19 protein-coding genes are annotated in these 22,785 nt (G+C 70.8%); 4 read left to right on the top strand and 15 right to left on the bottom strand.

What is annotated here, in order from left to right; translation table 11 throughout:
- Window positions 1-92: 92 nt before the first annotated feature.
- Window positions 93-548 (bottom strand): hypothetical protein, encoded by a 456-nt coding sequence (locus tag G9Q41_RS13110; protein WP_165633397.1) that lies wholly within the window; start codon window positions 546-548, stop codon window positions 93-95.
- 207 nt (window positions 549-755) lie between these two features.
- Complete coding sequence (locus G9Q41_RS13105) at window positions 756-2,459, bottom strand: DUF2207 domain-containing protein (protein ID WP_347567590.1); 1,704 nt, start codon at window positions 2,457-2,459, stop codon at window positions 756-758.
- A gap of 632 nt (window positions 2,460-3,091) precedes the next feature.
- Here G9Q41_RS13105 and G9Q41_RS13100 point away from each other — a divergent pair.
- Window positions 3,092-4,129 (top strand): neutral zinc metallopeptidase, encoded by a 1,038-nt coding sequence (locus G9Q41_RS13100; RefSeq protein WP_165633396.1) that lies wholly within the window; start codon window positions 3,092-3,094, stop codon window positions 4,127-4,129.
- A 217-nt stretch (window positions 4,130-4,346) separates the two neighbouring features.
- Here the strand turns inward: G9Q41_RS13100 and G9Q41_RS13095 are convergent, their stop codons facing one another.
- From G9Q41_RS13095 to G9Q41_RS13085, 3 genes are all read right to left on the bottom strand, one after another.
- Entirely contained in the window at window positions 4,347-4,604 is a 258-nt protein-coding gene (locus G9Q41_RS13095; protein ID WP_207631280.1) for a hypothetical protein, read from the bottom strand.
- Complete coding sequence (locus tag G9Q41_RS13090; RefSeq protein ID WP_207631279.1) at window positions 4,592-4,831, bottom strand: hypothetical protein; 240 nt, start codon at window positions 4,829-4,831, stop codon at window positions 4,592-4,594. The genes G9Q41_RS13095 and G9Q41_RS13090 overlap by 13 nt, the downstream gene beginning before the upstream one ends.
- 237 nt (window positions 4,832-5,068) lie before the next feature.
- Window positions 5,069-6,055, bottom strand: coding sequence for an NAD-binding protein (locus G9Q41_RS13085; protein WP_347567593.1), 987 nt, complete (start codon window positions 6,053-6,055; stop codon window positions 5,069-5,071).
- A gap of 400 nt (window positions 6,056-6,455) precedes the next feature.
- On the opposite strand from G9Q41_RS13085, the gene G9Q41_RS13080 reads away from it, so the two are divergent.
- Window positions 6,456-7,040 carry a hypothetical protein gene (locus tag G9Q41_RS13080; protein WP_092526934.1) on the top strand — a complete coding sequence of 195 codons (585 nt, stop codon included), beginning with the start codon at window positions 6,456-6,458 and terminating at the stop codon, window positions 7,038-7,040.
- 157 nt (window positions 7,041-7,197) lie between these two features.
- Here the strand turns inward: G9Q41_RS13080 and G9Q41_RS13075 are convergent, their stop codons facing one another.
- The 3 genes from G9Q41_RS13075 to G9Q41_RS13065 all read right to left on the bottom strand — a co-directional run bounded on the left by G9Q41_RS13075 (window position 7,198) and on the right by G9Q41_RS13065 (window position 14,413).
- A complete protein-coding gene (locus tag G9Q41_RS13075; RefSeq protein ID WP_092526931.1) occupies window positions 7,198-7,815 on the bottom strand; it encodes a hypothetical protein in 618 nt (205 codons plus the stop codon).
- A 98-nt stretch (window positions 7,816-7,913) separates the two neighbouring features.
- The gene (locus G9Q41_RS13070) at window positions 7,914-11,195 is read right to left on the bottom strand and encodes an ATP-dependent DNA helicase (RefSeq protein WP_165633395.1); all 3,282 of its coding nucleotides are present in this window, start codon (window positions 11,193-11,195) and stop codon (window positions 7,914-7,916) included.
- Window positions 11,192-14,413 (bottom strand): ATP-dependent DNA helicase, encoded by a 3,222-nt coding sequence (locus G9Q41_RS13065; RefSeq protein WP_165633394.1) that lies wholly within the window; start codon window positions 14,411-14,413, stop codon window positions 11,192-11,194. The genes G9Q41_RS13070 and G9Q41_RS13065 overlap by 4 nt, the downstream gene beginning before the upstream one ends.
- A gap of 92 nt (window positions 14,414-14,505) precedes the next feature.
- On the opposite strand from G9Q41_RS13065, the gene G9Q41_RS13060 reads away from it, so the two are divergent.
- Window positions 14,506-14,823: an MGMT family protein gene (locus tag G9Q41_RS13060; protein ID WP_092526925.1), complete on the top strand. Its 318-nt coding sequence runs from the start codon at window positions 14,506-14,508 to the stop codon at window positions 14,821-14,823.
- An 18-nt stretch (window positions 14,824-14,841) separates the two neighbouring features.
- On the opposite strand, the gene G9Q41_RS13055 is transcribed toward G9Q41_RS13060, so the two are convergent.
- The 4 genes from G9Q41_RS13055 to G9Q41_RS13040 all read right to left on the bottom strand — a co-directional run bounded on the left by G9Q41_RS13055 (window position 14,842) and on the right by G9Q41_RS13040 (window position 19,170).
- Window positions 14,842-15,669, bottom strand: a complete 828-nt coding sequence (locus G9Q41_RS13055; protein ID WP_092526921.1) for a uroporphyrinogen-III synthase — start codon at window positions 15,667-15,669, stop codon at window positions 14,842-14,844.
- 115 nt (window positions 15,670-15,784) lie between these two features.
- Window positions 15,785-16,591 (bottom strand): TIGR02569 family protein, encoded by an 807-nt coding sequence (locus tag G9Q41_RS13050; protein ID WP_092528070.1) that lies wholly within the window; start codon window positions 16,589-16,591, stop codon window positions 15,785-15,787.
- A gap of 225 nt (window positions 16,592-16,816) precedes the next feature.
- Window positions 16,817-18,019 carry an adenylyltransferase/sulfurtransferase MoeZ gene (gene moeZ, locus G9Q41_RS13045; protein ID WP_092526919.1) on the bottom strand — a complete coding sequence of 401 codons (1,203 nt, stop codon included), beginning with the start codon at window positions 18,017-18,019 and terminating at the stop codon, window positions 16,817-16,819.
- A 170-nt stretch (window positions 18,020-18,189) separates the two neighbouring features.
- The gene (locus G9Q41_RS13040; protein WP_165633393.1) at window positions 18,190-19,170 is read right to left on the bottom strand and encodes a DUF3152 domain-containing protein; all 981 of its coding nucleotides are present in this window, start codon (window positions 19,168-19,170) and stop codon (window positions 18,190-18,192) included.
- Between the two features lie 519 nt (window positions 19,171-19,689).
- On the opposite strand from G9Q41_RS13040, the gene G9Q41_RS13035 reads away from it, so the two are divergent.
- Window positions 19,690-20,325 (top strand): TetR/AcrR family transcriptional regulator, encoded by a 636-nt coding sequence (locus tag G9Q41_RS13035; RefSeq protein ID WP_092526913.1) that lies wholly within the window; start codon window positions 19,690-19,692, stop codon window positions 20,323-20,325.
- A gap of 26 nt (window positions 20,326-20,351) precedes the next feature.
- Here the strand turns inward: G9Q41_RS13035 and G9Q41_RS13030 are convergent, their stop codons facing one another.
- The 3 genes from G9Q41_RS13030 to G9Q41_RS13020 all read right to left on the bottom strand — a co-directional run bounded on the left by G9Q41_RS13030 (window position 20,352) and on the right by G9Q41_RS13020 (window position 22,756).
- Window positions 20,352-20,711, bottom strand: coding sequence for a hypothetical protein (locus tag G9Q41_RS13030; protein WP_165633392.1), 360 nt, complete (start codon window positions 20,709-20,711; stop codon window positions 20,352-20,354).
- A gap of 237 nt (window positions 20,712-20,948) precedes the next feature.
- The gene (locus G9Q41_RS13025; protein WP_092526911.1) at window positions 20,949-21,860 is read right to left on the bottom strand and encodes an alpha/beta hydrolase; all 912 of its coding nucleotides are present in this window, start codon (window positions 21,858-21,860) and stop codon (window positions 20,949-20,951) included.
- A complete protein-coding gene (locus G9Q41_RS13020) occupies window positions 21,857-22,756 on the bottom strand; it encodes a diiron oxygenase (protein WP_165633391.1) in 900 nt (299 codons plus the stop codon). Before G9Q41_RS13020 ends, G9Q41_RS13025 begins: the two co-directional genes overlap by 4 nt.
- Between the last annotated feature and the right edge of the window lie 29 nt (window positions 22,757-22,785).

The following is a 22,785-nucleotide window of genomic DNA, read 5'->3' as shown; positions in this document are numbered from 1 at the left end:
CGCCGCGAGCACCCTCTCGAGCTGGAGGGCCTCTCGGCCGGTGGGAGCGAAAAGCCCGGATCCGGGGCGCGGAGGTGAACCGGAGCACACCGCTAGGCGGAGGGCCCGCGACTTCCACCTGCGAGCATCAGCACGTATCCGGCGCCGGATACCGCGGCGAGCACGCACAGCACCGTGCTCGCCCTGCTGTCGAAGACGAGGAGCCCCGTACCGCCCGTACCGCCGCCCCGCTCGGGCGGTCGGGCGTGGACGTCCCCGCTCGGGCGCGCGGGCACGCGCACCTCCAGCCGGCTTCCCTCGGGATGGCCGCAGCCGTCGAACGGGACACGCAGTCGCCGCTCTCCGACACGGACCCGCACCAGGTCCCGCGCGTCGGGGGCACCGCAGGACGCCGAGCGGACCACGGTCGCCGTCGTGGTCCGCCACTCCCGCGCACCGCCCCCGGAATCCAGGAGGGGCCAGCGGGCGAACGCGATGGCGGCCGCGCCGAGCACCCCGAGCACCACCAGGGTCAACAGCACCGATGCCGAACCACGCCCTCGCCCCACAGGGCGATACTGCCAGACCAGATATCACTCGTTCCGGGGACGGATCATCACAGCGAGTACTGAGAAACTGGGCGACCTCCGCGCACGCGGGGCTCGCTCGGAGGTCGCCGCTCCACTACTGTGGCTACTCGACGTGCCGGATCCCGCGGCGAAACCCCGGCCGAGGCTCCCCCGCGGACCACCCGAGCCAACCGAGTCGCCGCCCCGTCAGCGCAGTGAACGCACCTGCCCCGGCCGAGCGAGCGCGTCGTTCAGCACCGAGACCAACACCGGGAAGTGCTCCCGGAAGCGGCGCATGTCGGGCACCACGTGTCCGGCCCGTTCCGCGAGCTCGCCGTACCAGTACAACCCGGGCGTTCCGTCGGCTGCGGGATCCAGCTCGGCGAACTCGCCCAACCAGCGCTCGGTCTCGCCGAGCACCACCGCGTACGGCAGCGAGCGGGAGAAGACCATCTCGCGGTCGGCCAGCGGAATCGACTCCGCCGTCGCGCTCCGCAGGTATTCCCGCAGCCCCCGGACCTGGGCGACCAGGGAGCTCCCGCGCTTCGTCCGTGCGGGCATGACCCTGGCCCCGAAGGTCAGGGCGACCCCGCCGACCAGCACACCGATGCCGAGCAGCGCGAAGGAGGTCGTCAGCGCCAGCACCGCGGTGAGCACGACACCGCAGCCCCCGATTCCGAGACCGATCCACCAGAAGAGGTTGCGCTCCGAATCGGGCCTGCGCGAGAACCAGCGCTGCGCGACCACGTCGGAGTACATCCGGTCACGAACCTTGCCCAGTTCGGGGGCGCTCCCCTCGCGCAGCTGGGAGATCAGCACCTGGTCCCGCTCGGCACCCTCGGCCCCGAACAGCATCTCGTGCACCGCTCGCTCGTAGGCGCGCAACGAGTCGTCCGGGGGATTCAGCCGCACGATCCGCCAGTCGCGCCCCTGCCCCTCCTCGGAGATCTCCTCGATCCACAGGTAGTTGCGCACGGCCAGATCGATGACCGTCGCGGTCACGTCCACCACGTCGACGTGCTCGTCGATGACGGTGCCGACCTGTCCGGGCAGCACACCGTCCGGGGATGCGAAACGCACATTGCCCTGCTCATCGGTCATCAGCACGTCGACCGGCCCGACATCACCGGTGCTCACGCGCGCGTCGCGTCCTCGCGTGTACCAGAGCAGACCGAACCCGCCGATCACCAGCAGTCCCAGCCCGGCCAGCGCCGCCGCGACCGCAGGGCTCAGCCCGAAGGCGTCGTCCAGGCCGAACGTCTCGTCGAACTCGGCGTTCGCCGGGACCGTTCCTTCCGGTACTTCCACCGAGAAGTCGATCCGCTCCCCCTCGCCCAGCTCGGTGTGCTCGGCCCTGGGGCCGCGCGTCGTGCCGATCCGGAAATCGGCGCACTCGTCGTCGCTGCCGACGGGCCCCGCTCGGCAGTCGATGGATCGGGCCGGGTTCGGGGATATGAAGGAGATCCGGGTCCGTTGGACGGCCACGTCCCAGCCGCCGGAAGCGCGCCAGTCGACCCGCTGGGTGTCGTCCCGCGTGTCCGCCACGGCACCGACCACCTGGTACTCCACTGTGGATTCACCCGGCGGCAGCGTCAGTTCGAGCTCCTCGTCGGTGACGCGGGCGCTTCCCGGTCCGCTCACCTCGGCACCGCGGATCTCGAACACCCGGTCCACGTCCTCCCCCGCGGCCTGGCGCAGCGGAACGGTGCGATGCACCTCGGGGCCCGAGGGCACCACCACGCGTTCCGTGACGGACAGCTTTCCGTCACGTTCGAGCTTCAGGGAGACGTCACTGGTCACTCCGTCTTCCCCGGTCTGGGCGACGGCCGATTGGCGCACCTGGGGTAAGCAGGCGATCAGGGCCGCCAGTGCCACCACGGCACAGGAGAACAGGAACCGTTTTCTCAACACGCCACGAACGATAGCGAACAGTGGGTAGTGTTTTCGCCGAATTCGCTTCAGCGAGCAGGGGGAAGCACTATGAAGACGTCGCGATCCACTCGCGACCGGTTACTCCCGGGTCCTTTTCGGGCCCGTGACGGAACTTCGCGCAGCCGGACGGGTGCCCGGCGCGTGAACCGGTGCCTCGCTGCGTCGGCGGAGAGCTCGAGCAGCGGTGCCCTCAGGACAGTCCCGTTCGGATGGGAGGTGCAGCGGTGACACCTCCGCGGCAACCACCGGGTCCACCGTGGCCGTCGGGAGGTCCCCCGAACCAACCGGGTCCGGACCAGCACCGCAGGCCGACGGCACCGCCGATGGCCAGACCGCTTCCACAGCACCCCGCCCAGGGGCCCGGCCCCCAAGCGCCCACCCCGCCACCGGCACGTCCACCCGGACCGCAGCAGGGCTGGCCGCAGCAGGGCGGACCGCAGCAAGGTGGGCCGCGGGCGCATCCGAACGTCCCGCCTCCCGGGTACGGTCCTCCTCCGCACGCCCAACCGCCACCGCGGCCCGCACCGCCTCCGCAGCAGGTGACACCCCCGCCGGGATCCGTACCTCCCGGAGCCGTCCCCCCGACGGCACCGCAGCGCTTCCCCGGACCCGTGCCTCCGGGCTACCGGGGCCCCGCGCCGCCCCGCAAGCGGACCAATCCGGCGGCGATCATCATTCCGCTGGTGTGCGGCTTTCTGCTGCTGATCGTGATGCCGATGGGGATAGCACTGTCCACATTCGCCTCGGAGACGAGCACCTCCGCCGGAAGCGGGTACGACTACAGCACCTACGAGTACCGCGAGACCGGCGATCTCGGTGACACGGCCACCGGGGAGAACGACACCGAGTACGGGGGCACCACGACCGAATCCGGAAGTGGCCCGTCGGGCACGGCGACCTCGCCGACCACCTCGGCGACGGGACCGCGACCGGTGCGCAAGACCGCGGACAACCCGCTGGCCACGACGGCCGTCCCCGTCCCGGACGTGCAGTGCGACCTTCCCGAGTGGCGCACCAACCCGCAGGCCTCGCAACGCTTCTTCCGCGCGGCGCTCCCGTGCCTGAACGAGGCGTGGAGCAGCGTGCTGAGCCAGGCCGGTCTGCCGTTCGAACCTCCCGAACTCGTCTTCCCCAGCGGAGGCAACTGGTCCAGTCCGTGCGGTTCGGTCTCGAAGTCGGAGAACGTCTCGGCCTTCTACTGCGGCAGCAACCGGACGATCTACATGCCGTTCGCCGGACTGCAGACCGATGTCTACGGAAACCAGCCCGGTGTCTACCTCGGGGTCTTCGCCCACGAGTACGGCCATCACGTCCAGAACCTCTCCGGCATCATGGTCGCCTGGCAGAACGAGGCCTACGAGACCGGAGGTTACGAGACACCGGAGGCCCTGGCGTTGAGCAGGCGCAGCGAGCTGCAGGCCCAGTGCTTCGCCGGGCAGTACCTCGCCAGCGCCGAGCGGACGAACTCGCTGGGCACGCAAGCTGCGTGGAACGGCATCCAGGACGGGTACAACCGCGGCGACCGGGGGAACCAACCACGTGACCACGGCAGTCCGCAGCACTACGGCAGCTGGATGGAGACCGGCTACAAGCGCAACAACACCAGCGAGTGCAACACCTGGGCGGCGGACGCGAGCGACGTGAGTTGAAGCAGTCGTCGTGGATCCGCCCACGTGACGGGGCAACTCGCTCGGCCGATGAGCGGATCACCCGTTCACGGGCGACCGCCGGGACGACGCCGCGGATGGGAGCTCACAGCGGGAATCCCGCTTGAGCGGCCGAGGTGCCGGTCACCCGAGCCGGCACCTCGGAAGCAGCGCGCGAGGCAGCGCGGAGCTCGCCGAGGGGCGGGCGACAAACGCCTGGTCACTCGCCGCCCTCGCCGTGCCGGGCCACGTCCTGCTCCGCTATCAGGACTTCGGTGCAGGCCCGGCAGGTAGGGGCCTGGAACCAGTCCAGCTCGTCGGGCTCGGCCATCGCACACGGCACGCCGCACACCGAGGTCCCCGCCGGACGCCCCTCCCAGCGGCTCCCGCGGAACGCGTGGCGAATCATCCGGGGCTCGCCCCGACTGCTCACCGGAAGCCAGTAGTGGCGCTCGCCCATGCCGATCACGACTTCCATTCCGGTCGAGCGATCGGCAGTTTCAGGTAAGCCGTGAAGCACTCCTCGCAGAACGGCCGGGTGTGCCACATCTGGCATCCCCGCCGGTCCCGCGCTTCCGGAGCGAGCACAGGGGCGTGCCCGCCGAGGACCTCCACCTTCCCGCCCTCGGCGGGAGGTTCGCACAACGTCGCGTGCTGTCTGGTGTCGTCTTCCGGGGTTATCCAGAAAACCTGGGTGCGTTCCATCGAGCGCGCGGTCACCACTTTCCGTCTCGTGCCGATTCGGGCTGTCCGATCGGGCGGCACAGCGCCGCGGACGCGGCGACTGTGCCCTCCGTCACTTCCGAATATCGGCAGGGCGGCGGCAACGCCCCAGATCACGACGGTGTTCTTCTGTTCGCCCGTACGAGATCACGGGAAAACACCACGTGGGCGCGCTCGACTCCCCTTCCCCGCTCTCCGCTCGAACGGGTCGGAGCTGCTTCAGGAGTTCGCCACCTTCTTCACGTACAGCAGACGGTCCCCCTCCTCGATCGCGTCGGCCTCCGGGGCGTCCACCCGGTAGAGCTGCCCGTCCCGGACCAGGCCCAGCACGATGTCGGAGAGGTGCCGGGGGGATCCCCCGACCTCGGTCCTGTCGACCTCCCGCTCGGCGATGGCCAGCCCGAGATCGGGGCTGAGCAGGTCCTCGAACATCTCGACCACCGAGGGGGTCGAGGTCGCCATCCCGAGCAGCCTTCCCGAGGTCTCGCTGGAGATGACCACCGAGTCGGCCCCGGACTGCCGGAGCAGGTGGACGTTCTCGGCCTCCCGCACGGCCGCCACGATCTGCGCCTTGGGCGCGAGCTCGCGCGAGGTGAGCGTGACCAGCACGGCGGTGTCGTCGCGGGGCGGGGCCACCACCACCGCCCTGGCGCGCGGAATGCCCGCCACCCGGAGGACGTCCGAACGAGTACCGGAGCCGTTGACGGTCACCAGACCGAGCGAGGACGCCGCTTCCAGGGCAGTCGGCTCGGTGTCGACGACCACGATGTTGCCCGCTTCGACCCCGTCCCCGAGCAGCGCGGTCACCGCGGCTCTTCCCTTGGTGCCGTACCCGATGACGACCACGTGGTCGCGCACCCTGGACCTCCAGTGTTGGATCTTCAGTGCCTGACGCGAGCGCTCGGTGAGCACCTCCAGAGTGGTGCCAACCAGCACGATCAGAAACAGTACCCGCAAGGGGGTGATGACCAGTACGTTCACCAGCCTCGCCGAGGTCGACACCGGAGCGATGTCACCGTACCCGGTGGTCGACAGCGAAACGGTGGCGTAGTAGAGGGCATCCAGCACACTCAGCGGCGTGCCGTCCGTGTCGCTGTAGCCTCCCCGGTCGATGTAGACCAGCAGCACGGTAACCGCGAGAGCGAGACTCGCCCCGATGATCCTGCGTATGATCGACTTGACGGGACCGACGGCGGTGGCGGGCATGCGGACCACCCCGACCAGCGCGTGATCCGGTCGGTCGGTGAGTCGATCGGTCAGGGTCGAATCGGAGCGGCGCCCGGGCAGCGAACGTCCGAAACGCGTGGTTCGGCTAGTGTGCTTGTCCACGAGCGAGCACCGTAACGCCTCCTTCGCGGAACGGACACTCGTGGCCGTCCCGTCCGGGCCCCGCGTCCCGACGACCGACCCGCCGAGGCCGGGAACCCCTTCCGACCACCGGACCGAAACCGCCGTTCGCGGGACGCGGGCTACGCCGGACCGCCGATGCGGTTACCCTGGACCGGGTGGGCGCTACGCGTACGCCGCGACACCGGTAGGTAACACTTTGGCCCCCGAGCGCGTGTGGAGTTGTTGAACCTTGAGCTGTCCTGCTTACCATTCCGCGGTGCAGCAGCTTGAGCAGGCGGCTCGCGCCCTGGGCTGGCACGGCCATCTCGTCTCCGACATAGCGGCGCTCGGAGCACGATTCACCGCCGTGACCCGGCTGCGTTTCGACGTTCACCAGTGGCGCAGCGTGAACGATTGGCCCCCGGAGACCGATCCGGCCCGCGTGGAGGCCTGGTCCGAATCGCGCTCCCTCGACCGACTGCCCGTTCCCGCGGTCGAGCTGGTGGGACTGCTGGTACGCGTCTCCAAGGCCCGCAAGGCCACGCGTGCGTGCGGCACGATGCTGACCGTGGCTCCCTGCGCGGCGGTGCTGCCCGGCGACCACCCCTACCGCCCCTGGGCGCTCACCGAAATGGACTACTACGGGATCGGGGCGGTAACCGCGGACCGCGACGGAGCTGCCGAACTCGTCCTCGCCCCGGAGGACCGCAGAACCGAGTTCGGCACCTCGCTGTTCGAGAGATGGCTGCTGGAACTGCTCTACGAACGAGTGGTGCACAGCCATCCGGAGAGCACTCAGAACGCGGGGCGCCCCACCGACGGAAAACCGCACCACACCCCGAACGAACCGGACCGGGGCTGATCCTCGGAGGTCTCCCTCCGGGTAGCCGTGGGTGGTTGCTCGGCGGAACCTCCCAAGGCGGCGCCTCGGTGCCTGTTGCACAGTTCGGGTTGCGGCGCCGGGAGCAGCGACAGCGCCCCCTGACGCCGGCCGACGACTCGATCCGGCGGAACTCCGCTCAGACGGTCTCGTACTCGTGCCAGTTGAGGCTGTCCGGGTTCCAGCGCAGCAGATACCCCGGCCGAACCGAGCGCAGCGCACGCATGGTGTGCGGCCAGCGCCGGATCACGTTGGCCAGGGCCACCGAAGTCATCTCCTCGCTCGAGCGGTTCTGCTCACCGGGGCCGAGCAGCGCGATCCTGCCGGAGGTGTGCAGGATGTCGGAAAGCGCCACCTGCCCAGCCAGCGCGCTCTCCTCCACGCTCACGATCGTCTCCGGGTCCAGATCCGCGGGCCAGCTGCGCCGATCGAGATCCACGGGCTTGGGCTGCTCGCACTCACCGCAGGTGCACTCGAACTCGCTGGTCCAGCCGTGGCTCTGCCAGGACCAGATCGCGGAGGAGCCCGGCTGCAGCTCAGTCAGCGCCGCCACGTGCGGCCAAGCGTTCACCACGGCGCCGAGCACCGTCAGCACGGCCGAACCGGAGTCCGCTCCGCCGGGGCCCTCGAAGAACCATCCCCCCTGTTCGTCCCTTCGCACGAGCACGAGGGGGGCCTGCAGGGACAGGACCTCCTCGTCCACGGACACCTCGGTCTGCAAGGAGGCGTCGAGCCTGGTTTCCGTAATCTGCGACATCGCGGGCATATTCCTGGGTGAACACCCCCGAATACAAGCCGCACCACTCGAACGTGTGTTTTTCGTTCAGTCTCCGGTGGACACAGCGGTGGGATCGCTCACTCCTCGGAAGGCACGGACAGGATCAGCTTGCGCAACCCCTCCGCGTCCAGCAGGTCGGTCGGGCGCAGGGTGCGGTCGTGCCGCACGTAGTGCACCGCGGCGCGCACCGACTCGACCGGCACCCCCGAGATCTCCGACCAGGCCAGCCGGTACGCGGCGAGCTGCACCTCGGTCGCGGACATGCGGCGCTCGTCCGGCACGGAGCCGGTCTTCCAGTCGACCACGGTCCACCCCCCGTCCGGATCGGAGAAGACCGCGTCCATCCGGCCCCGTACGACCACTCCGGCTATCCGGGTCTCGAAGGGCACCTCGGTGCGGTGCGGGACCCGGTCCGCCCAGGAACCGGCCAGGAACGCGTCGCGGAGCCGATCGAGGTGCTCGTCCGGAGCGGCCGACTCGTCGGAGGCCCCGGGCAGCTCGTCCACCTCGAACAGGGCCTCCGAGGTGTAGCGCCGCTCCAACCAGGCGTGAAAAGCCGTGCCGCGCCGCGCGACCGGATTGGGCGGTGCGGGGAGAGGACGCCGCAGCCCCCGGGAGAAGCGCTCGGGCGACTCGGCCAGCTCGACCAGCTGACTGACCGAGAGCTGGTCGGGCAACCGCACCCGCTCCTGCCCGCTGCCCCGCTCGCGCTCGGCCAGCAGCACGTCCACGTCCCGCCGCCAGCGCAGCACCTCCGGATCGAGTTCCTGCTCGTCCCGCTCGCTCGCCCGCTGATCCGCCGTCCCCCGGTTCAGCTCGGCCCGGACCAGTTCGGCGCCCTCCGCGACGGCGTTTCTGCGCCCCTCCAGCGGGTCCACCGGCCACAGCAGGCTCCGGCCCTTCTCCGCCAGCGGGTTCTCCGCGTCCTCCTCCGGTTCCGGGGCCCAGTGCTCGAGCACACCGTGGTCCGCGTGACCGGTCAGCTCCCGCGCGGTCTCCTCGAGGAACTCGGAGGGCCCCTTGGGCCTGCCCCCGCTCTCACCCCACCAGTGCCCGGACAGCAGCAGGGTGCGTTCCGAACGCGTGAGCGCGACGTAGAAGAGCCTGCGCTCCTCGGTCAACCGCCGCTGCTCGAACTCGGCGTCGTGCTCGTCCAGCTCCCGATGCAGCTCCTTGCGGGTGAACCCCTCCAGCCGGTCGAGATCCAGCCGCGGCAGATCGGGGCCGTCCCCCCGCAGTTCGGGTGGCAGATCGGTGACCGAGCGCAGCCAGCACGAGGACTTCCGCTTGCCGGGGAAGACGCCGGAGACCAGGTGCGGCAGGGCCACGAGCTGCCACTCCAGCCCCTTGGCCGCGTGCACGGTCAACACCTGCACCCTGTCCTCGGCGACCTCCACCTCGCCCGGCTCCAGACCGTCCTCCGCGTGTTCGGCGGAGTCCAGGTAGTCCAGCAACCCGGGAAGCGTGGCGGTGGGGCTCGCGGTGGCGAACTCGGTCACCACCTCGGCCAGCGCGTCCAGGTGGGCCCTGCCGACCCCGTCGGTGCGGGACATGCTCTCGATGTCCAGCAGCAGGGTGCGCTCCACGTCAGCGACCAGCTCCGGAAGGGGCTGCTCCAGCCGCTGCCGCAGCGCGGCCAGCTCGCCCCCCAGCCTGCGGATCCTGCGGTAGCCCTCCTCCGAGTAGCGCTCCCGCTCACCCGGGTCGTCGAGCGCGTCGACCAGACCTGCCTGCTCCGCGCGCTCACCGGGAAGAGCCGCCTCCAGGGCGTCCTCAACACCGGATTCGGAGCCACCGGAAGCCTTGCGCTCGCCCAGTTCCCCGGCACGAGCGGAAAGGGCCGCGATGTCGGCCGCGCCGAGGCGCCAGCGCGAACCGGTGAGCAGGCGCATCGCCGCGGTGCCCGCCAACGGGTCGATCAGCATGCGCAGCGCGCTCACCAGGTCCCGGACCTCGGGCTCGTCCAGCAGCCCGCCGAGGCCGACCACTTCGACGGGCAACCCCTCGGCACGCAGCGCCTCGGCCATCTCCGCCATGTCCGCACGCCGCCGGACCAGCACCGCGGCCGTGGGCGGTGCGCCGTCGGCCTCCACCGCGGCGCGCCAACACCGAGCCAGGCGTTCGGCCACCCACCGGCGCTCCGTGCGGACGTCCTCCAGCAGGGCGCCGCGAATGTCGGCTGCGGGCGCGTCCGGTTTGGCCCGCAGCTGCTCGACGTCCAACCCGGCCGCGCGCAACGGCTCGGCCACCGCGTTGGCCAGCCGCAGTATTCCCGGAGGGTTGCGGAAGCTCGTGAGCAGGCCGTAGCGGGCTGCCGGGGTGGCATCCGAGCTCTCGTCCCGACGGGGGAAGTCCGTGGTGAACCTGGGCAGGTTCGCGGCACTGGCCCCGCGCCAACCGTAGATGGCCTGCGCCGGATCCCCCACCGCCGTCACCGGCAACGGCGCGCTCCCCTCCGCGGAGCCGAACAGGTTCCGCAGCAGCACGCGCTGGGAGTGCCCCGTGTCCTGGTACTCGTCCAGCAGCACGGCGGCGAAGCGGTTGCGCTCCCCCGCCGCCACCTCGGGGTGTTCCGCGGCCAGGCGGGCGGCCAGCGACATCTGGTCGGCGAAGTCCATCGCCGCCTCGCCGCGCTTACGCGCCGTGTAGGCCTCGACCAGCGGGAGCAGCGCCGCGCGCAGCCGCTGCGCCGCAACCACCCGCTGCAGCTCCTGCGGCAGCTTCGCCCGCTGCCGCTTCTCGGGCGGCGCGTTCTCCACCAGGGAGGCCATCCGCTCGGCGTGCTCCCGGACCCGCTCCGGCTCGACCAGGTGCTCGGCCAGCTCGCCTGCGAGCGAGAGCAGGTACTCGGTCACCGTCGCCGGAACCTTGTCGGTGTCCAGATCGGCGGTCCAGCCGGAGACCACGCGGTGGGCCAACTGCCAGGACGCCGTCTCGGGCAGCAACCGCGCGCCCGGTTCGACCGGAACGCGCAAGCCGTGCTCGGAAACGATCCTGCCCGCGTAGGCGTGATAAGTCAGCACGGTCGGTTCCTCGGCCAGCACCCGCGCGCGCAGACCTCCCGAGGGATCGACCTCCTCCAGCAGCCCGGACCCGGCCAGGCGGCGCAGCCGCGCCCGCACCCGGTCGGCCAGCTGCCTGGCGGCCTTGCGGGTGAAGGTCAACCCGAGCACCCGCTCGGGAGTGACGACACCGTTGGCGACGAGCCAGACGACCCGCGCCGCCATCGTCTCCGTCTTGCCCGCGCCCGCTCCGGCCACCACCAGCGCCGGTTCCGCCGGGGCGCCCGCGACCGTGGCCTGCTCGGCGGTCGGCTCGGGCAGCCCGAGCGCCTGGGCCACGCGTTGTGGGGTGATCACTGGCCGACCTGCCTTCCCGAGGAGTGCACCGGACAACTGGTCCGCACGGGACAGCGCGGGCACTCCGCGTTCTCGACGGCGCGGAACTCCGGACCGGTGCCCGCGGCGGCCGCCTCGTGCACCACGTCCAGCCAGCCGCGGACCTCCTCCTCGTCGAATCCGCGCTGCACCCGCTCGGTGGCCGCGCCGCTCCGGGACTCCGGCTTGGCCACGTAGACCAACCGCGCCCCACCGGGCTCGCGCGTCTCCTCCGCGCCGAAAGCTCCCAGGGCGGCGGCGAGCTGGTAAACCGCCAGTTGGGTGTGCTGCCCGGCCCTTTCCTTGCTCACCGGGGTCTTGGAGGTCTTGATGTCTACGATCACCGGTCTGCCACCGCCGTCCTCCTCCAGCCGGTCCACCCGGCCCCGCAGCCGCAGCTGGTGTTCGCCCTCCCGCGCGGGCACCGTCAGGTCCAGGTCGCGTTCCACCGCGACCTGTTCCAGCTCGGCGCGCGAGGAGTCCAACCACGCGAGGAACGAGTCCAGCATCCCGCGCACCCGCTCGCGCTCCCTGCGGGAGTACCAGGGAGCTCCCGCGTCCACGGACTCCCAGGTCTGATCCAGGGCCTGCTCGAGCCGTTGCCGGTCGGCCCCCTCGGCCGCGGCCTGGACGAGCGAGTGCACCACGGTACCGGCGACCGAAGCCAGTTCGGCCGCGTCCTGACCGCCGTGCCGCTCGATCATCCACCGCAGCGGGCAGGTCGACAGCACTTCCACCGTGGACGGGCTCACCCGGACCGGTTCGTCCTCGCCCACCAGCGGGGCGGAGCTGGACGGTTCGGGAAGCCCGTACCAGCTGTCCGGGTGCGCCCCCCGCACCCCGGCATCCGCGAGCCTGGCCAGCTGCGCGGCCGCGTGACGGCGACGCTCCGTTCCCGCGGTGTCGTCGTTGACCACCTGACGCAGCTCACCCACCAGCTCGGGAAGGCTCAGGCCGCGCTCGGGCCTGGCGACCTGGCGCTGCTCCGTCTCTGGGTCCTCGTCGGTGCCGTCCAGTTCGTCCAGGAACCTGGACGGCTGCTCCTCCTCACCGCGCACGGCGCCGACCAGCAGCGTCCTGCGCGCCCGGCTGGCCGCGACCAGCAGCAGGCGACGTTCCTCGGCCAGCAGCGGCGCCGAGGCGGAGACCACGTCCGGGGAATCCACACCGGACAGAACGTCCACCAGGCGCTCGACCCCGAGCAGCGATCCGCGCAACCGCAGGTCCGGCCAGATGCCCTCCTGCACGTCGGGCACCGCCACCACTTCCCACTCGCGCCCCACTGCCGCGTGCGCGGTCAGCACGGACACCGCGTCCCCGCCGGGTGCGCTCGGTGCCAGCGTGTCACCGGAGATGCGCTGGTTCTCCAGGTGCTCGACGAACGAGGCCGCGTCCGCCCCGGGGAGTCGGTCCACGTACCGCGCGGCCTCGTCGAACAGCGCGACCACCGCGTCCAGGTCGCGATCGGCCCGCGCTCCGCCGACGCCTCCCCGCTCGGAACGCGCCAGCAGGGTCTGCTCCACCCCGCTGTCCTTCCAGATCCGCCACAGGACGTCCTCGACGCTCTGCCCGCGCGCGCAGGCCCGCCCGGCCGCGTCGAGCAGCGCGGAGACCCGGCGAGCCGGTTCCGCCGTGCTCCCCTGCAGCGCGGCCAGCCTGTCCGCGTCCCACAGCGCCTCGACCAGCACCTCACCGCTCGGGCGGTCGTTGCCCGCCTCCAGGTCCAACCTGCGGAGCCCGCGCCGCAGTCGTCGCAGGGCCAACGAGTCCGCCCCTCCGAGCAGCGAACCGAGCAGGTACTCGGCCGTGTCCGAGTCCAGATCGGACGGACGTGCCGCGCACCGCAGCAGCGTCAGCAACGGACGCACGGCCGGGCGTCGTCCCAGCGGGATCTCCTCGTCCCCGAGTTCCAGCGGGACCCCTGCGGCCAGCAATGCCCTGCGCAGCACCGGCAGCGAGATCCCGGTGGACTTGACGATCACGGCCATGTCCGACCACGCCACCCCGCGCAGCAGGTGCGCTCGGCGCAGCTGGTCGGCCACCCACGCCGCCTGCTGGGCCTGCGAGGCCAGCAGCCGAACCTGGACGCCCCCGTCCGCGGACTGCTCGCCCCCCTCGTCCCGCTGTCCGGAGTCCTCGGCGAGGTCCGCTCCGAAGATCCGGCGCTGCTCCCCCGAGCCGGGAAGCCGCGCGGCCAAGCGCCGCACCGCCCTGCGCACGCGCGTCGACATCCGGTGATCGGCCCCGAGAACCAGGGTCCGCTCCCCACTCGGGTCCGCTTCGGACAGACTGCTGGGATCGGCGCCCCTGAAGGAGAAAACCGCCTGGTCTGGGTCGCCGCCGAGCAGGAACTCGGACGCCGTGTCCCCGATGCGCCTGCACAGGCGGTACTGCTGCGGGTCCAGGTTCTGGGCGTCGTCCACCACCAGGTGCCGCACCCTGGTCCGCTCCGCCGCCAACAACTCCGCGTCGGAGTCGAAGGCCGCCAGGGCCGCGGAGACCAGTTCGGCAGCGTCCAGCGGTGGTGCGGTGTCCCCGCTCGCCCCTCCGAGCTGGGTGACGCGCTCGTACTGCCGCCCGAAGATCCCGGCCGCCACCCACTCCGGGCGCTCGTGCCGCCGGCCGAGCGCCACCAGCTCGTTCGGCCCCACTCCGCGCTCGGCGGCGCGCATCAGCAGATCGCGCAGCTCGGTCACGAAGCCCTCGGTGCGCAGCGCCGCGCGCAACGACTCCGGCCAGTACTCCGCCCCGTCCTCGAGGTCGCCCTCGAGCAGTTGGCGGATCCGCAGGTCCTGCTCGGGGCCGTTGAGCAGTCTCGGCTGCGGTGCGCCGTCGCGGCTGGCCCGCAGCCGCAGCACGCCGAAGGCGTAGGAGTGCACCGTGCGCACCAGCGGAGCGCGCCCCGTGGTGACGGAGGACTCGTCGGCCAGCAGACGGCTGTTGACGGCGCTGCGCATCAGCGCGGCCGTGGTGCGATTGGCGGTCAGCACGAGGGTGTCGTCGGCGGTGGCCCTGCCGTCGAGCAGTCGCTCGGCGACCGCCTCGGCCAGCAGCGTCGTCTTGCCGGTACCCGGACCGCCGAGGATTCGCAGGAATCCGTTCGCGCCGTCGATGACCCGGCGCTGCGCTTCGGACCACCGAAGCCGTGGAGCGCTCTGCTCACCGGAACGCACGAGGGTCGGAACGGAGAAGGTCGACACGTCCGCGATGGAACCATGCCGCCGTGATCGCTTCCCGCACCTGGTGACGAGCGTGTCGCCTGCGCCACCCCCGACTGTGCGAGACTTCCCGAGTGGACGAGCGGACCTGGGAGCACGTTCGGACGGTCGTCACCACCATCCCCCCGGGGTACGTCCTCGGCTACGGCGACGTCGCGCGGCACGCGGGGCTGCGTTCCGCCCGCGTGGTCGGGCGGATCCTCGCCGAGGACGGCGCGGACCTGCCCTGGCACAGGGTGCTCCGCTCGAACGGGAGCGTGGCCGAGCACCTGCGTCACGAGCAGCTGGAACGGCTCCGCGCCGAGGGGGTGCTCGCCGATCGGGGGCGGGTGGACATGCGTCGCTACCGGTGGCAACCGTCCGAGCCCTTCGAACTTCCCGATCCGGAGTGAACCGCGGCCGTAGCGGTCTCAGCGCAGCTCGGGGAGCCGCTCCGCGATCAGGCGCACCAGCGAGGCGGTCCGCGCGCGCTCCGGCAACGCGCAGTCCAGTCCCGCCTCCACCAGCGGCGCCGCCGTCACCGAACCCACGCAGCCGAGCAGCACACCGCTGCCGAGTGCCTCGTGCAGCTCCGCGGAGCGCCCGATCCGCTCCGCCCGGCCCAGCAGGTTCGCCGCGGCGGGGGCACTGGTGAAGGCCAGCGCGTGCACCCGGCCGTCGATCACCCGATCGATGAGGTCGTCCAGCTTCTCCGGCTCCAGCGGATCGGTCCACCGGTAGACCATCACGGCGATCACCTCCGCACCCGCCTCGACGAGGCGCTCGCGGAACCACGTCATCGGGTCACCGTGCACCTGGACGACCACGCGCCTGCCGCGCAGCTCGCGCGTCAGCAGGTGGTCCAGGACCTCGCTCGCCTCCTCCGAAGGGGCGCTCCACGCCACCTCGAGCCCGGCACCGCGGATCGCACCCACGGCCTTGGAGCCGCGTGCGAGCAGGGTCGCCGCGGACAGCCGCTCGCGCAGCGCCGCGCCGTTGCCTGCGGTGTCGGCGGCCTCGATCCAGCCGCGAAAGCCCACTCCCGTGGTGGCGACCACGTAGTCCACCTCGGAGGCGAGCACTTCGGCGGTGGACTCGGCCAACGCTCCGTCCCGCGGCAACGGGACGGTGTGCATGGCGGGGGCCTGCACCACGTCCGCCCCGCGTCGGTTCAACAACGACGCCAGTTCCTCGGCCTTGCGTTCCGCGGTCACTCCGACCGCGTAACCGCGCAGCGGTTCCTCCGTTTTCGAGCCCACTCCGCCATCTTCACACGAAAGGTCGACAGAGGTGCCCTCCCGCAGCGCGCTTTCCCGAGAGTCCGCCCCGACCGAGCGCCACGCACCACCCGAGCAGAGCACCGTCACAAGAGCTTCACAAAACTTCCAGGACCGTCTGCGAGGCACTCTCGAGCCCCCCGAGCGAGGCAGTGCCCGCCCGCGGGTGCAGCGCGTGCAGCGCGAGGCGGAACAGCAGCGCCCGCAACAGCATCTGGGGCCACTCCGCGAGATGCGACCAGCGCTCCACTATCGCCGGATCGGAGCCCCCCCAGGCCAGCGCGTCGATCACCACCACGGCAGCTGCCCACTCCGCGGGGCGCCAGAACGGGACGAAGTCGATCAGGCCTGGTGGGGCGTTTCCGGAGAACAGCACGTTGCCGAACAAGTCGCCGTGCACCACCTGCGGACGCAGCGCGACCTGCTTGCGCGAGGTGGCCAGCACGTCGAACAGCCGCCCGCCCTTCTCCGGGGACAGCGACATGTTCGCCTCGCCCCAGGCCATCCGGTCGGCGAGCGCGTAGATGTCCTGGCGGGAGTCCACGAAGCGCGGTTTGTCCAGGCGACTGGTCGCGGCGTGCAACCGCAGCGACATCGCGACGACCTCGTCGTGTCGCGGTTCGGGACGTCCGACGAGATCGCGCCGCGCGGACCACCCGGAAACCACCCACCTCCCGTCGGTGGACCGCAGTGGCCGCGCCAGACGCGTCTCCTCCGGATCCAGCGTGTCCAGAACTCGCGCCACCCAGGCGGCCTCGGCCGTGTTCGCCGCGAGTTTGAGCAGCACCGCGTCCTCTTCGCCGCAACGCCAGGCGAGTCCGCCATCCAGCAGTTCGACCTCCTCCCCACGAGCACCGAACGCGGCGCGCACATGGGTCGGGGGTGGCTCGGCCGTAGCACTCACGTGCCAGACGCTACCCGCAACGATGTCGATCAAGTCGCAGGCGCTCCGGGAGAGGGCGAGTTCTGGAGCGATCAAGGTGACACGCGGGCGCCGCCCGAACTTCGCACCGACGGGCCCGCGGGATCACGGGTTCGGCCCCGGACCGGTCCGTTCCGGAGCGGGACCGAACCGGGACCGAACGGAACCGGGACCGAACCGGAACGGTCCGGTTCCCGCGAACCCCGATCAGTAGGTCGGCAGGTCCGTGTCGACCTGGTTCGCCCAGCCGAGCACACCGCCGCCGACGTGGACGGCATCCGAGAAGCCCGCCTTGTGCAGCGCGGACAACGCCTCTGCCGAGCGCGCGCCCGACTTGCAGTGCAGCACGAGCTGCCGGTCCTGCGGCAGCTCGGCCAGCGCCTCCCCGGAGATGATCCGGTCCTTGGGGACCAGCTTCGAGCCCTCGATGCGCACGATCTCGTACTCGTGCGGTTCCCGGACGTCGATCAGCTCGAACTTCTCGTCCGAGTCGAACTTGTCCTTGAGCTCCTGCGGGGTGATGGTGCTGTCCGCGGCGGCCTGCTGCGCGTCGTCCGAGACGACTCCGCAGAAGCTCTCGTAGTCGATGAGCTCGGTGACCTTGTCCGCGTTCGGATCCTTGCGGATCTTAACCGTGCGGTAGCTCATCTCCAGCGCGTCGTAGATCATCAGCCTGCCGAGCAGGGTTTCACCGATTCCGGTGATGAGCTTGATCGCCTCGTTGACCATGATGGAACCGATCGAGGCGCACAGCACTCCGAGCACACCGCCCTCGGCGCACGACGGCACCATTCCCGGCGGCGGGGGCTCCGGGTAGAGGTCGCGGTAGTTCGGCCCGTAGGTCTCCCAGAAAACGCTCGCCTGTCCCTCGAACCGGAAGATCGAACCCCACACGTAGGGCTTGCCCTGCAGCACCGCGGCGTCGTTGACCAGATAACGAGTCGCGAAGTTGTCGGTGCCGTCGAGGATCAGGTCGTAGTCGGCGAAGATGTCGAGCGCGTTGTCCGAGGTCAGATGGGTCTGGTGCAGATTGACCTGGACGAACGGGTTGACGTCGGCGATCGAGTCCCGCGCGGACTCGGCCTTGGAGCGCCCCAGGTCGGACTGACCGTGGATGATCTGGCGGTGCAGGTTCGACTCGTCGACCTCGTCGAACTCGACGATCCCGAGGGTGCCCACACCAGCGGCGGCCAGGTACATCAGCGCGGGGCTTCCGAGCCCGCCAGCACCGATGACCAGCACCTTGGCGTTCTTCAGGCGCTTCTGCCCCTCCATCCCGACGTCCGGGATGATCAGGTGCCTGCTGTAGCGCGCGACCTCGTCCTTGGTCAGCTCCGCGGCGGGCTCCACCAGCGGCGGGAGCGCCGTCCCGCTACCGGCCGCCCCCTGAGGGGATGTGTTGCCGGTCATCTCCCAGCTCCTCCTGCGTTGCCTGGATGTGCGTTGACGTGCGGCGGCCACGGCGTGCCGACCGGTGCGGTCGCACAGCCCGCCTACCGCGCGCCACCACATCGTGTAACGCAAGCCTGGCCGATGGTCTTCCACGTCCCAAGCTGCTCCCACGAACTGAGACGAGGATCCTAGTCGCCCGCCTCGTTCCCCAGCGGGAACGGCCACGCGTTCGGCTTGCACACGAAACCGTTGGCCGGAATCTCCGTGCCCTGGGAGACTCGTTCGTTCAGCTCGTGCAGCTCGTCGTTCGAGACGCTGAAGGTCTGCTGCATCATCACGGGAGCGAGCTGCCCCTGGGCCGGGCAGCCCACGTGGTCGTTGCCGAAGAAGTGCCCGACCTCGTGATTGACGACATACCGCCGGTAGGTTCCGATGTCCCCGTCGAAGGAGACCGCACCCCGCACCCAGCGTGCGGCGCTGATGTAGACACGTTCGCCGATCCGGCAGGAGGAGTCGTAGGGCAGCCCGTTGCCGTATCCGCACACCTCCCTGGCGGTGTCCCTGCTGACCAGCGTGACCCGCAGGTCCGGCCGGGGACCGTCGGGACCGACCCGCCGCAGCGATATGCCGCCGGCGCGGGGGTTGGTCCAGCTGCGCGGGTCGGCCAGGGTCTGCTCGGTGAGCCTGCCGAAGGTGTCGTTGCCCTCGATCAGCTCGACACCGGTCTCGATCTCGACGGTGTACTTGTAGAGCTGCCCCGAGCCGACCGGCTCGGTCTTGCCCGGCACGACCCCGAACGTCCCCGAGCCCGACTTCGGGATCGGCGCCCCCGGAGGCAGTTCCGGGGACTTCATCCGGGAGTCGTACTCGCCGCCCTTCTCACCTTCGGTGACCACGGGAGCGGTGTCGTTCTCCGTCGTCCTGCCCGCCGCTTCCGAGGAACCGCTCCCCTGCTGGGACCGGTCCGGCATCCCGGCGACCGCGAAGACGGTGATCACCAACAGCACCGGAACCGCGTAGACGCCCCAGCCGTAGCGCAGCAGCCCCCTCTTCCGACGGCTCCTGCCGGAACGTCTGGTCCCATCGCCCCCCGGATGCCGCTCGGGGCTCGGATACCAGGACGCCGCGAGCGGATCCCCCCGGTGCCGACCGCCTTCCCCGGATTCCACTGATCTCCTCGAATTCCTGCCGACTCACTGATGCTCTGGTTGTTCCCGCCGGGTCGACGCCCGGTGCGGTGCTCCTGCCCCCGGCAGCGCCGCGGCGCTCCGCGGCCCGCTTCTTCCACGGGCTCCCCTGCGTCGCGCGCTCGAGCGGACGGCTCCGACGTCCTGGAACGCTACCCGATGTCGGGCTCGGCGCAGCGCGAGTCGACGGGAGGCCCCGCTCAGCCCCCCACGACAACCCGAACAGCGAACTCGGCTCGGCGCGCTGCTCGATCGAGCGAGGTGCCGAGCGCTTCCGTGTCCTCCAGATTGCCACAGTACGCAACTTGATCAGCGAATGCGGGTACTGTCCGTAGCCGAGAGCGACGCGCGGCTACCGAGCCCGTGCGGTGCGGATTTCCAATTCCCCACCGGGGAGTGAACAGGTAAGCAGCACAAAATCTCTACCGACAAGTAAAGTTGGGTATCCCGTCCCGCACGACGACCCGACCGGAACCAGCATCATTCGGTGGAGGCTTAGAGATGACCGAGACCGCGCAGCAGAGCACCGACCAGCCCAATCGCGGGGTTCGACTTCCGCGCGACGCACGAAGGGCGCAGCTGCTCTCCGCGGCTCAGGACGTGTTCGTGGCCAATGGGTACCACGCCGCGGCGATGGACGACATCGCCGACCGCGCCGGGGTCAGCAAACCCGTGCTCTACCAGCACTTTCCCGGCAAGCTCGAGCTGTACCTCGCTCTGCTGGAAACCCACGGAACCGAGCTGGTCGCCCGGGTGCGCGAAGCCATCGAGTCCAACCCCGACAACAAGCAGCGCGTGCGGGCCGCCGTGGGGGCGCTCTACGAGTTCGTCGATCGGGAGGACCAGGCGTTCCGGCTGGTGTTCGAGTCCGACCTCCGGGGGGAGCCCGCAGTGGAACGCGCCGTCGAGCAGGCCTCCTCCGGCTGCATCGACGCGGTGGCCGAGGCCGTCACGGCTGACGCCGGTCTCGACCACGAACGGGCGAGGCTGCTCGCCGTGGGGCTGGTCGGACTGAGCCAGGTGACCGCCAGGGACTGGCTGGACAGCGAGAACTCCATCTCCCGCGAGGAGGCCGTGAACCTCATGTCCACCCTGGCCTGGAGGGGACTGGCGGGCTTTCCGATGCAGCAGGGCTGACCCGGCCCGCCGCCCGCTCCCCGGCCTCACCGGCTGCGCTTCTTGCCTCCGACCGGAACCAGCGGAGTGGAGGCACAGCGACACTCGTCCTCGGGGACGGCCACCACGCTTATGGTCGGGCCGTGCAGCAGGCCGGTCGTGATCGTCTCACCGGAATGGGCGTACTTGACCCACTGGTCCCACTCGTCGTCGAACGCGACCTCGTCCTCGGACCTGCCCATCGCCGCACGCAGCGTGCTCGCCAACCACTGCGCCACTTCGTCGGGACTGTGCAGGATCTCGACGGCGTCGAGGCGGGTCAACCGCTCGTGCGCGGGCATGGCCTGGTTGAGCGGCGTGTCCTCGACATAGCCGTGGTGGTGGATGCTGTTGGTGTGCTGTCCCACGGAGGTCCTTTCGTCCGGATGGTTCCCGTCACGGCGCGACGCACGGTTTCCGAACACCACCGCGCAACCGTCCCACCGTGATATGCCGCCTCCGGTCACAGTACCGAACTCGCGGGGGGAAACGCCCCGATCGGCGTGCGTGGGTCACCCGGCCGGGCCCTGACGGCTCCCACCGCGAGGGGGCCGCTCCGGAGCACGACGTCCGGTGAGCCCGGCAGGACCGACCGCGGGAACGACTCACTCCAGCGCGGAGCGCGTGACGTCGGCTATCCGGCCGGTCACCTCCTCCGCCCGCTCCAGGGGGAGCATGTGGCCCGCCCCCGCGTACACGAAGAAGCCGGCGTGCGGCAGTCGCTCGGACATGACCCTGGCGTGCGGCAGCGGGCAGAGCCGGTCGGCGAGCCCGGCCAACACCACGGTGGGCACCCCGGGCAACTCGTCCAGGGCGTCGCCGCGCTCGTGCTCGGCCAACGACTCGCGGAACCCCGCGAAACTGGCCGGGTGGCACTGGGCGACCCACTCGGCGCTCCTGGCCACGTCACCGCTCGCGGCACCGCTGCCGAACAGCAGCCACCGCAGCCCCGGACGCATCCACGCGGAGCGATCGCCGACCCTGGAGCGCTCCGAACGGGCCAGCGCGGAGCGGATCCTGCGCTCGGCCGCGTTGAACACGGCCGCCACCGGGCCCGGCAGCCCGAGGTCGGGGGCGGCCAGGCCGCCGCTCGACGTGGCGATCAGGGCCACGCCCCGAACCCGCTCCGCCATGAGACGGGGGTGCCGCTCGGCCAGGGCCATGATCGTCATTCCGCCCATCGAGTGACCGGCGAGCACCACGGGCCCGGTGGGAATCAGCTCCGCGATCAACTCCGCCACGTCGTCCGCGCAGCGCGCGATCTCGGCCGTTCCGCGCGGGGACGGATCCGAATCACCGTGCCCCCGGTGGTCGAACCGCACCACCCGCACCGAGCTCCCGACCGAACCGGGCAGGTCCGCCATCACCCGGTCCCAGGTGCGCCTGCTCAACGTCCAGCCGTGGACGAGCAGCACCGTGATCGGGGCGTTCGGGTCACCGCTCTCGTCCACGGCGAGCCCGACCCCGTCCGAAGTGGTCAGCGTGCTCCCCGCGCGTTCCTGCTGCCCGAGAGTCACCGGATCAACCCCGCTTTCCGCCACAAGGGCATTCCGGGTCCTCCCACCAGACCCGATTCGTCGAGAAAGGCCATGATCTTCTCGCCGCTCCACCGGATGGTCTCCCGCCAGTGCGGATTCTCCATGGCCACCCGGTAGGCGATACCGGGGCGCAGCCCCACCGCCTCGTAGATCCTCGGGTTGATCAGCGCCTTGACGATGCAGAAGCCGACCAACGCGGTCATGAACTGGTGGTGGGCGCGCTCGGCGGGACCGCACTCGCGCATCCCCCTGATCACCTCCTCCCTGGCGAAGGTGACGTGCCGCGCCTCCTCCACGACGTGGATGCGGTTGACCATCCGCACCAGCGGCTGCACCTGCTCGTCGTGCATCTGGTCGCGCTGTATCCGGTCGAGGATCTCCTCGGCGACGAGGATGGAGGCGTACGCCGAGGGGCCCTTCAGCGCGGCGGGCAGGAGCCTGCCGCCCTGGTGCAGAATCCGGAACGGCCCGTAGGCGGGCGCCCCGATCCGCTCGCAGGTCTTGGCGAACATGGTGGAGTGCCTGCACTCGTCGGCGATCTCGGTCAGCGCGTACTGGGCGTGGTTGGTGCGCGGATCGCGGCGATAGAAGTCCTTGAGCAGGATCTGCATGAGCAGCACCTCGAACCAGAGGCCGTTCGAGGCGAGGCTCGCGAACTCGTGCTTGGTCAGCTCGATGCGCTGCTGTTCGGTGAGCTCTTCCCACAACCGGGTGCCGTACAGCGTGCTGCGGTGGAACGGGAGGTAGGGCTTGTCCTCCGCGAGCGGGGCGTCCCAGTCGATGTCCACCTCGGGGTCGTAGCTGTTCTTGGCCGAGGACTTCAGCAGCCGCGAAGCGGTTCTTTCCCGGTCGTTGACCTGGAGCGTGTTGGTCATGATCGCTGATCACCCTTCCGTGGGGTGCC

It is taken from the genome of Actinopolyspora sp. BKK2 (assembly GCF_011291845.1).
Taxonomy (GTDB): domain Bacteria; phylum Actinomycetota; class Actinomycetes; order Mycobacteriales; family Pseudonocardiaceae; genus Actinopolyspora; species Actinopolyspora saharensis.
This window is presented reverse-complemented; position numbering and strand designations above follow the sequence as displayed.

What these genes read in the sequence shown, in the direction of transcription:
- G9Q41_RS13095 (WP_207631280.1), bottom strand. Translation starts at nt 4,604, where the DNA reads ATGGAAGTCGTGATCGGCATGGGCGAGCGCCACTACTGGCTTCCGGTG.
- G9Q41_RS13090 (WP_207631279.1), bottom strand. Translation starts at nt 4,831, where the DNA reads ATGGAACGCACCCAGGTTTTCTGGATAACCCCGGAAGACGACACCAGA.
- G9Q41_RS13085 (WP_347567593.1), bottom strand. Translation starts at nt 6,055, where the DNA reads ATGCCCGCCACCGCCGTCGGTCCCGTCAAGTCGATCATACGCAGGATC.
- G9Q41_RS13075 (WP_092526931.1), bottom strand. Translation starts at nt 7,815, where the DNA reads ATGTCGCAGATTACGGAAACCAGGCTCGACGCCTCCTTGCAGACCGAG.
- moeZ (WP_092526919.1), bottom strand. Translation starts at nt 18,019, where the DNA reads ATGACCGGCAACACATCCCCTCAGGGGGCGGCCGGTAGCGGGACGGCG.
- G9Q41_RS13035 (WP_092526913.1), top strand. Translation starts at nt 19,690, where the DNA reads ATGACCGAGACCGCGCAGCAGAGCACCGACCAGCCCAATCGCGGGGTT.
- G9Q41_RS13020 (WP_165633391.1), bottom strand. Translation starts at nt 22,756, where the DNA reads ATGACCAACACGCTCCAGGTCAACGACCGGGAAAGAACCGCTTCGCGG.